Genomic DNA, 7,587 nt, shown 5'->3' with positions numbered 1-7,587 from the left:
TATTTGTCGGGAAACCCGACCGCAGGTGATGATGCTGTCGATGTTCGCTGGGTCTCTGCCGATGAGATCAAAACGCTAGCGGTGAATGCTACAACATTGAGACTGTTGCAAAACAAATTTCATTTTGGCATTTAGCTGTTGAAGTCAAAATTGCTCGTACCAAAATGGCAATCCTAGTTGGAAAAATAACACCATGAAATGAAACGTTGCGTCTTTGCGGCTTTGCGTGAGGTCTTCAGGGGTTATCGATCTTCAGCTCAATTTCCACCCGCCGGTTTGTCTGGCGACCCTTTTCGGTATCATTGCTGGCAATTGGATTTTTGGGCCCCAGCCCAAGCGCTTCAATTTTGAGCGGATCAACTCCTTTGCCCACCAGATATCCTTTGACCATATTGGCCCTGAACTGGGATACACTTACGTTATAGCTATAGGCACCGGATGAATCCGTATATCCGCTGATGTTGATGCGGGTATCCGGATTGTTGACCATGAAGCCGGCAATGCGGTCAAGCATCTCATAAGCTTGATCCGGCAGATCATTGGAGTTGTGTTTGAAATAGATAACAATTTTGCGATCCGGAAACGGTGTCACCTTTGGTACGGTAGTGACTTCTGCTGTTTGATCCTCAGTTTTGGATTGTTTCGGCGGTTCGATCTTTTTGTCTTCTATAACCTGCTCATCGAATCGCTTAACTTCCGGCAGTTCTTTGGTGCCAGCATCTTCTTTGACCACACCCGGAACGAAGGACTCTTTGGCTTTTAAAGTTGGAGATTCATAGGATTGGGGGGCAATTTCCTCCATTCTCCAACGGGGTTCATCTTTAGATTGCAGCGTGAAAAAAAAGTATCCGGTCGCCACCAGTAGCAAAATAATGGCTGCGAAGTACCCGATACGCTTACCCGTGGGTTGGTTTTGAAGTTCTTTAATCGGATTTTCTTCTCTGGGTTCAAAAAATTCCGGTTCTTTATCGTTGCGGTTTTTTTGTTCGATGGGAATCTTAAGTTCTTTTTCACACTCTTTGATGACGCCTGCGTCGATCATTTTTTTGCCGCCTGAATAACCGGTCAGCAGAGCATGATCGCAAATGATATTAATCAGTCGTGGATAGCCGTGAGAAAAAGCATACACTCTGTGCACAGCGTCTGGTTTGAATAGTTCTCGGTCACAACCGGCAACTTTGAGACGATGGTTGATATACTGACGGGTTTCTGTTTCGGTCAGGGGGTCAATATGGTAACTCACCGTTATTCTCTGTCTAACGGCCTTGTGACGCTCTTCATTGAGAATTTTGTTGAATTCGCTTTGTCCGACGAAGAAGATGTTTATCAACTTGCGGTTGTCCATCTCGATGTTGGATAAAAGACGAATTTGTTCGATGAGTTCATGGTTTAGGCGCTGGGACTCATCAATGATCAGTAAAACTTTTTTGTCGGCAGAAGAAGCGTTGTAAAGAAAATGCTTCAAGTGAATGAGAAAAGCGCCTTTGCTATCAAAGCGGCGGTTCATTTTAAATTCTTCAGAGAGAAAATTAAAAAAATCGATGCTACTCAGACCCGGATCAGGGATGGCAGCCACGATAGCGGAGACATTAATTAATTTCATTAAACCGTGAATCAGTACCGTTTTACCGGTTCCAACATCTCCGGTTAGCAGCAAAAAGCCTTTATTCTCTAATATACCGTATTTAAGCGTCGCCAGGGCTTCCTTATGTTTCTCGCCGAGCCACAGGAATTTGGGATCTGTTGTTATTTGAAACGGCTTAATTTTTAGGTTGTAAAATGATTGGTACATAACGAATCTGTATCTGTCGACCGTTTAATTTCTGAGTGAATGACTCATCTGTAACGGAAATGCGCTGATACGCGAACAAAAACGGCTAGCGTTTGATCAACCCCCTGCTATAATAGAAATAGATGGCTATCCAGAGAACGAAAAAGAGGATGATATAGGCTGTCCTTTGGCGCACGAGTTTCTTGCGTCTTTTGTCGATCAGATTTACTGAATTCTTCAGTTCTCTTTCGACGATTTCCAGCTCGTTCATCAAGGCGTCCATATTGGCTGTCTCAGAAAACGTAACAAGACGTTTTGATTTAATTTCAAAATCCCGCACATTGTAAGCATCAAACAGGATTTTTTGTTTTTCGGTTAAATAAGAGACTTCATGAATTTCTTTTGCTAGTTCGGCACAATAAAATTTTTTATAGGGATTGATGGCAGGGACTTCTCCCAGCTGTTTTATGCGCGCATCAATACCCCCGTCCAATTCAACTGTAATTTCAGCCAAAATCCTGTCCAAATCTGTGACGGTGCTATTGTTTTTTATCAGATCTTCACCGGACAGAGAAGATATGAAAAAAATCAAAAATCCGGCTGTTAGACAACTTGCAAAAATTCTGACAAGTGCCACCACATCGCGATTAATTGAAATCATAAAAGCTGACCCTTTCAAATCGATCGCAACCGCCGAATGCTGCTGCGAAAAACGATATCTCAATGTTTTCTAAATGGTCAAATTTACAATATAATTTAATCAAATCCTACAAGAAAATAGCTAAATTGTCAATATTTGGCATCCGGACCAAATTCGCTTGAAATCTTTGATCAGCAAAGAGTGACATCCATCAAGAAAATAAATTGGTGCGATATTCGTCTGTTAATTCATGCCTCAATAATCATCGTGGTCTTCGCTAGGGCGATGTTTCCGATAATTTCTGTTTTTTTAAATTTTGATGGATTTCGTCCAGATTGTTCGATTCGCCCATATATTGCTGAATCCACTCCTGAGGTCGTTCATATTGAGCGGCTAATGCCGCAATTGCCTGCTTATAGGTTTTATGCTTCGCTGTCGGACTCGACCAATATTTGTTGGCTCGCCGCGGGTTGTAAAAAAGCGTTTCAGATATCGGCTTTACAGGCACAGCTTTAGTTTCAGCCGGTACCGTAAGCTTAGCACGGGATAGGTTTCGATGAATCTCCTCGAGTTCGTTGGTTTCTCCCATTTGTTGCTTAACCCACTCCGGGCTGCGTCCATATTGCTTGGCCAGAGCACCGATGGCCGCATTAAATGTTTGATGCTTAGATGATGCGCTGGCCCAGTACTTTTGGGGTCTTCTCGGATTGTAGAATTCGATCCCCTTTGCATCGGATCCACCAGCGGGTGCAGCAGAAGGGGGAGGGGATTTATTCACCACTGTCGGTTTCTGCTGTGATACGGGTGGCTTGATCTCAGGGGGATGTTTTGCCGTTTGTGCATCTGGCTTTTTATTTTCAGTGGTTTTCGTTTGCGCTGGAGGCGATTCGGGTTGTTTTGTGGTTCTAATTTTCTGGATGCGTAAAACATCTTCCTTTTGATAAATTAATACCGTGCCTTCATATTCACATTTGACTTCCTGGTTTTCCATCCAGGCTTTTTCCTGGCAGACCGTTTTCATCCCATCTTTAAAATAGATAATATCGGCTTTTCCTGGATACGGCATCAGGATGATGAGGCAAATAGTGAAGGCCCATTTATGCACGTCTTATTTTCCTCCAATGTCGCAGCAGATACAGTTTGAGATATCCAACTTCGCAACTGGGTGTAGTATAATCTGGAAAATTTTGTAAAGGCAACAAAATTGTTGTCAGATATTCTAAGGGCTGGAATGGTGCGGGTGGGTTGTCGGGTGGAAATTTACCCCCTGTCGACCCCGGCAACCATATTTGATATTCGTCTGAAATATTTACCGCAATTTTTAATGTAGGTGATGATGGTACGGCAGTTTGCCTGTCTTTTAAATAAGATAAAGTTATTCAATGACGGGTTCAGCCGATGCGGTATCTTCTTTTAGGATGTCCTTTACGGCAGACAGCATTTCATCTCGATCGATGGGTTTTGTCAGTGTGCGCGTGGCGCCCAGTTTTTTAGCACCATCCAGATAGCCTTCAGGACGGTTCACACCGCCTCCGGACATGGCGATTATCTTTACTGCAGGAAACTCTTTTTTGAGTTCGATGATCATACCAATGCCGTCCTTATTGGGCATTATCAAATCAGTGATGATCAGATCAGCAGGGTTATCGCGGTATTGCCTGATCCCTTCCATGCCGTCGGCAGCTTCCATCACTTCATATCCAACCCGTTCCAGCATTAATCGAAGCATCGATCGGATTTGGGATTCATCATCGATTATCAGTATGCGTGCCATTAAACTCGGCTCCTTTCTTGATCATATAAGCGCTGACAGATTTCTGACATTTTGAAACCACTGTCCCCATTAGATCATAACTTGGGCCGTCTTTCAATACCAAAAAGTGTTTGGCTCCTTTAAGTAATTGAAATTATATTTATTTTAATTGGAGGTCAGCGGAATAAAGAACAGCTGCCATCGCAATTTATCTTTGCTTTATGTGAAGCTTATGCTAAAATCTTCAAAAATAGATAATATGTTGAAATACCCCCAAAATTTTGGCATTTGCCAATGAGAATGGAGAACATGTATGCAGGTTTCAAAAAATGAGCCGGATGTTAACCCCAGGGGATCGGTTTCGATTTGCCCGCGGGGTGAAGTTTTTGAATTACCCCAGGAGAAAGACTTTCAAAAAGAAGCAAAGCATCTCCAGCGTATTGTTAACGAGCAGCGACTACAGGGAAAGGAAATTGTTGTGGTCATGGGAGTCGGTTTTGTCGGTGCTGTGATGGCCGGCGTTGTGGCCGACTCGGTTGATGCGGATGGCAATTCCAACAAGTTTGTTATCGGCATGCAACGTCCGTCGACCCGATCTTATTGGAAAATTCCCTATATCAATAAAGGCATCGCCCCCGTTGAAGCTGAGGACCCCGAAGTGGCGCCCTTGATCGAGCGCTGTGTTAATCAGAAAAAAACACTGATGGCGACCTTTACTTATGACGCTCTGAGTTTAGCTGATGTCGTTATTGTAGATGTGCAGTGCGACTATTTCAAAGAGACCTTTGGTGATGTGCGGCAGGGTCATGCCGACATTGCGGCCCTTGAAACCAGTCTAAAGATTATCGGCGAAAAGATCGGTCCTGAGTGCTTGGTTTTAATTGAGACCACCGTACCACCGGGCACCACTGAATATGTGGCCTATCCCATTATTAAAAAGGCATTTGAAAAAAGAGGATTGACCGAAAAAGAGCCTTTGCTGGCCCATTCGTTTGAGCGTGTCATGCCGGGTCGCAATTATGTGGCTTCAGTACGAGATTTTTGGCGGGTCTGCAGCGGTATTAATGACTCTGCCCGCAAACGCGTGCGCCAATTTTTATCGGAAATACTCAATATTGAGCAATATCCATTGACGGTGCTGGATCGTCCGATTGAAAGTGAAACTTGTAAAATCATAGAAAATTCCTTTCGCGCCACCTTGCTGGCTTTTTTAGATGAATGGAGTGTTTTTGCTGAACGAAACGGTGTGGATTTGATTAAAGTAATTGAGGCCATTAAAGTTAGACCCACCCATTCCAATATGATATTTCCCGGTCCGGGGATCGGCGGATATTGTTTGCCCAAAGACGGCGGGTTAGGAGTGTGGTCCTATCATACGTTATTGGGTTTTGAAGACAATGTCTTTAAAATCACACCAACCGCCATTGATATAAATGACACGCGCTCATTGCGTGTGCCCCAATTGGTTCGGGATGCGCTGCGCAACATGGGCAAAATCGTTGCCGCTTCAAAAGTTGTCTTGCTGGGCGCTTCCTATCGTGAAGGGGTCGGCGATACGCGTTACAGCGGTTCAGAGATCATTGTGCGTAAATTAGCTGAAATGGGCGCTGAAATCGCTGTCAGTGATCCCTATGTTAAGCGCTGGTGGGAGCTCGAAAAGCAAAATACATATCCCGCACCGGATCATTCAATGAGTCGTTTTTTCCGTAATCAGGACCGACTCAATGAAATCCAAATTGAAACGGATTTGGGGAAAGTTCTGCCTTTTGCTGATGCAGTCATTTTTGCTGTTCGCCACCTGGAGTACCTGGATTTGGACCCGGATGCGGTTGTTAAAATGATCGGCCGGCCCGCGGCCATTGTTGATTGTTTTGGTGTGCTGGATGATGCCAAGATTCGCCGCTATTTTGAATTGGGTTGCGAAGTCAAAGGATTGGGGCGAGGGCACATTCAACGAATTAAAGAGGATGTCAGACAAAAAGGTAAAACCGGACGTTAGAGCGGCGGCTGGATGATACCGTCGCATGGGAACCCATACCAGATTGAGGCTGCCTATGACGCTTTCCAAAAAATCAAAGATACATCAGCTTCTTGACAAAGGGGTTCGTATCGCCAGCCCGGAAAGCATCGAAATCGGCAAAGACGTCGATATCAAAAACATATCTGCCAACGGGGTCGTCATTTATGCGGGCTCAAAGATTTTCGGCAGCTCAACGGTAATTTCCAGTGATACAAAAATCGGTCTGGAAACGCCGGCGACCGTTAAACATTGTCAGATCGGTCCTGAAGTTGAGCTGAAAGGCGGCTATTTTGAGGGCGCTGTTTTCCTTGCCAAAGCCAAAGCAGGCTCCGGGGCGCACGTGCGCAAAGCCAGTATTTTCGAAGAACAGGCCAGTATCGCCCATACAGTCGGCACCAAACACACAATTCTTTTTCCGTTTGTTACTCTGGGGAGTCTGATCAATTTCTGCGATTGTTTGATGGCCGGCGGAACCAGCCGTAAGAATCATAGCGAAGTGGGCAGCTCCTATATTCATTTCAACTTTACTCCCAACCAGGACAAGGCGACAGCATCTTTAATCGGGGATGTGCCCCGTGGGGTGTTGTTAAATCAAGCGCCCATTTTTTTGGGCGGGCAGGGCGGAATGGTAGGGCCGCGCCGGCTTTCCTTTGGAACGACGGTGGCTGCCGGCACCATCGTGCGCAAAGATGAACTCCGGCCCGGGCGCTTGATATTCGGTGGCTTGCCGCCGGAAGGCAACATGCCGTATCAGCCGGGTCGGTTTGGGAATCATCGTCGGGCGGTGATTAACAATATTGTATATATTGCCAACCTGATCGCCTTATATCAATGGTACGGCCATGTGCGCAGCCAATTTGTTTCTAAGAACTTTTCTGAGATGTTGTTGACCGGGCTCAAAGAAAAAATGAATTGGGCCATATCAGAACGTATTGATCGGCTCGAGGGTTTTTGTCACACCCTAAATGAGCAATCGGGCCAATCTGGCAACGCCCATGATTCACGGACGACTATGGCTGCGAAGCAACACCAGGAACTGCTTGCCAATGGACGCCAACTAAAGGATTTATTAGAGCAGTCCAAAACGGTAAATGGCGATGACGGCTGCCGGGATGGTTTTCTGGAAGCAATCCACAAGGGTATTCAGAAAAATGGTCCAGATTATATTCCGGTCATTCAGCAGTTGTTGCCATCCGAGGGCGATTCTGCAACTACTTGGCTTCAGGGAATTGTCGATCAAATCGTAAAGGGGGCCCTGGATATTATTCCCTCTTATAAATGAGTGATGGATAAGGAAATTTAACAGCGCGGTCGTACCATCAATTCTGAGCGGCTGCATCTTTTCGGGGGGGCAAGGATGACACTTTTCATCTAATAGACCGTTTCCAGCCTTCCAAGTCATT

At 45.2% G+C, this 7,587-nt stretch carries 6 protein-coding genes; 2 read left to right on the top strand and 4 right to left on the bottom strand.

The genetic code is table 11. The features are described from left to right. Window positions 1-235: 235 nt before the first annotated feature. The 4 genes from QNJ26_12815 to QNJ26_12800 form a co-directional block, all read right to left on the bottom strand. On the bottom strand, window positions 236-1,792 hold the full coding sequence (locus tag QNJ26_12815) for an OmpA family protein (protein MDJ0986416.1): 1,557 nt from the start codon (window positions 1,790-1,792) through the stop codon (window positions 236-238). An 85-nt stretch (window positions 1,793-1,877) separates the two neighbouring features. Then, a complete protein-coding gene (locus tag QNJ26_12810; protein ID MDJ0986415.1) occupies window positions 1,878-2,432 on the bottom strand; it encodes a hypothetical protein in 555 nt (184 codons plus the stop codon). Between the two features lie 256 nt (window positions 2,433-2,688). Continuing rightward, window positions 2,689-3,516 carry a hypothetical protein gene (locus QNJ26_12805; protein ID MDJ0986414.1) on the bottom strand — a complete coding sequence of 276 codons (828 nt, stop codon included), beginning with the start codon at window positions 3,514-3,516 and terminating at the stop codon, window positions 2,689-2,691. 270 nt (window positions 3,517-3,786) lie between these two features. Further along, on the bottom strand, window positions 3,787-4,185 hold the full coding sequence (locus QNJ26_12800; protein MDJ0986413.1) for a response regulator: 399 nt from the start codon (window positions 4,183-4,185) through the stop codon (window positions 3,787-3,789). Between the two features lie 292 nt (window positions 4,186-4,477). Between QNJ26_12800 and QNJ26_12795 the strand changes: the two genes are divergently transcribed. After that, entirely contained in the window at window positions 4,478-6,163 is a 1,686-nt protein-coding gene (locus tag QNJ26_12795) for a UDP binding domain-containing protein (protein ID MDJ0986412.1), read from the top strand. Window positions 6,164-6,218: 55 nt separating this feature from the next. Beyond that, complete coding sequence (locus QNJ26_12790) at window positions 6,219-7,466, top strand: protein GlmU (protein MDJ0986411.1); 1,248 nt, start codon at window positions 6,219-6,221, stop codon at window positions 7,464-7,466. Window positions 7,467-7,587: the final 121 nt, after the last annotated feature.

The organism is Desulfobacterales bacterium, assembly GCA_030066985.1.
Classification (GTDB): Bacteria; Desulfobacterota; Desulfobacteria; order Desulfobacterales; family JAHEIW01; genus JAHEIW01.
Note: the sequence above shows the minus strand (reverse complement) of the source record. Positions and strands in the feature narration are given on the sequence as shown.